At 57.7% G+C, this 2,141-nt stretch carries 2 protein-coding genes; one reads left to right on the top strand and one right to left on the bottom strand.

The annotated features are described in order from the left end of the window. On the bottom strand, positions 1-343 hold a 343-nt coding region (locus H537_RS44220), incomplete at its 3' end, for a recombinase RecT (protein ID WP_238446728.1). A 162-nt stretch (positions 344-505) separates the two neighbouring features. Between H537_RS44220 and H537_RS51350 the strand changes: the two genes are divergently transcribed. After that, positions 506-1,744 (top strand): tyrosine-type recombinase/integrase, encoded by a 1,239-nt coding sequence (locus H537_RS51350; protein WP_084150816.1) that lies wholly within the window; start codon positions 506-508, stop codon positions 1,742-1,744. Positions 1,745-2,141: the final 397 nt, after the last annotated feature.

Here is a 2,141-nt window from a genome sequence, read left to right as displayed (position 1 = left end):
CGGACTTCGCCGCCATGGAGTCCTCCCATAGGACCCAGGGTGTCTCGGCCAGGCGCCGCTCGGCCGCCGCGCGCTCCTTGGCCGTCTCGGCGGCGCGCACGAGGGCGCCGTAGGTCTCGCTGCAGGCGCGGACCTTGAGGAGGTCGTCCGGCCGCAGCACGCAAGCCAGCTCGATGCCGCTGGCCAGGTGTACATGTGAGAACGCCCCGATGAGCCCTCCCCGCTTGCGCAGGCTCTTGCGGTACTTCAGGAACGTTGTGCTGCCCTGCATGTGATCGAAGAAGTCGCCCTCGTGGATGGCCTCGGCCTGCAGGCTTCGGACGTGCGGGCAGCGGTAGGCCAGCGTGATGAAGCCGCGGTACCCAATCTGGAATTGGCACTATGTCCTGCAGCGGCCTATGTCCCGCGTGCCTGTCCCAGTTCGGTTGGCCGCCTGGAGTAGACGATCACGCGTACGGGACATAGTTTTCTCTCCTCCAGGGCAGTCACCTGGAAGGAGAGCCGTATGGAACAGCCTCGGAACCGCTCATGGACGCTAGCGTGGCAGCCCACAGGGCCATTGGCAGCACACCTTGATGCCTACACCGCGCTATTGTTTGAACTGGGCTACTCAACTCTCTCAACGCAATGGCAGACCCGGGTAGTCGCCGAGTTCAGCAGGTGGCTGGAGTCGCAGGGAGTCGTACTGCACGATCTGGCGGAGCGGCATTGTGAGCAGTACATGCAATATCGCATGCAGCATTGGTGTCGTCGAGGAGGTGAGTCAAAAGCAATTTACAGGATGCTCAAACTGATGCGAGCGCAAGGAGTTTTTTTCAAGCCGGTACCACAGGCACCTATTCTGTCTGATGCTCAACGAATTTCCAGCGAGTACGCCACATATCTTCATGACAAACGTTCTTTGGCTAAGGCGTCGATATCAACCTATGTCCCATTGGTCTTACAGTTCCTGACGGAACACTTTGGCAACGGCCCCGTGAACCTTGACGGGTTGTGCTCTGACGACGTGAGTCGGTTCGTTCAACGCCAAGCACAGCACATATCGACCACGAGAGCCAAGTTAATGACAACTGCGCTGCGCTCATTCCTGCAGTACGCACTTTATAGCGGCTTTGTCCGCCATGATCTTGGGGCGGCTGTTCCTGCTGTGGCTAATTGGACGAAGGCCTCAATTCCCAGGTCAATTGCGCCTGGCCATGTCATCAAGCTCCTTGAGCATTGTGATGCGCGCATGGCAGCGGGGCGACGTGACCGAGCAGTCCTACTGTTGCTTTCACAACTTGGTCTACGTGCCAGAGAGATCACAGCAATATCACTTGATGACATCGATTGGGAAGCAGGCAGCGTGAGAGTTCCGGGCAAGCGCGGCAATGAATGCCGCCTACCTCTACCTTTTGAGGTTGGTGAGTCTATTGCTGCATACCTAATACACGATCGTCCCCAATGCAACGATCGAAGCTTATTCTTGACTGTACACCCGCCATTCCGAAGTCTGATGGCACCTCACTCGATTGATGCGATCGTCAAGCGCGCCTTCAAACGGGCTGGCATCGAATCGACCCGTAAAGGAGCGCACCAGTTCCGCCATGCTCTCGCTACGCAGCTGTTACGCCAGGGCGCCTCGTTGACGGAGATTGGTGATCTTCTGCGCCATTGCAGCCCCCAGACCACAGCGATCTACGCCAAGGTCGACTTCACCGCGTTACGAGCACTGGCGCTGCCTTGGCCGGGAGGAATGCGATGAACACCTTGCGTGAAGCGATGCATGACTATCTTGCAATGCGCCGCGGACTCGGGTTCAAAATGTACCCTGCAGGACTGAGATTGGCGCAGTTCGTGACCTTCCTGGAGCAGCGGCAAGCACCCTTCATCACGGTTGCTTTGTCTCTCGAGTGGGCCCAGGAGCCATCCACGGTGCGTCCGGCTGAATGGGCAAAACGCCTATGTTTTATTCGTGGCTTCGCACGCTATCGTAGTTGCACAGACCCTCGTACAGAGATTCCAGAGTATGGTCTGTTACCTTACCAGTCCAGCCGTGCGAGACCGTACTGAGCTGGCCCCCTGAATCACCGGACACGGTCTATCGCTTATCTTCCAGATAGGAGTAGGACTGTGAATACGAATAGGCGTACGGAGACCGT

The sequence above is a fragment of the Azohydromonas australica DSM 1124 genome (genome assembly GCF_000430725.1).
Classification (GTDB): domain Bacteria; phylum Pseudomonadota; class Gammaproteobacteria; order Burkholderiales; family Burkholderiaceae_C; genus Azohydromonas; species Azohydromonas australica.
This window is presented reverse-complemented; position numbering and strand designations above follow the sequence as displayed.

Coding starts and splice junctions, on each gene's coding strand:
- H537_RS51350 (WP_084150816.1), top strand. CDS start 506: ATGGAACAGCCTCGGAACCGCTCATGGACGCTAGCGTGGCAGCCCACA.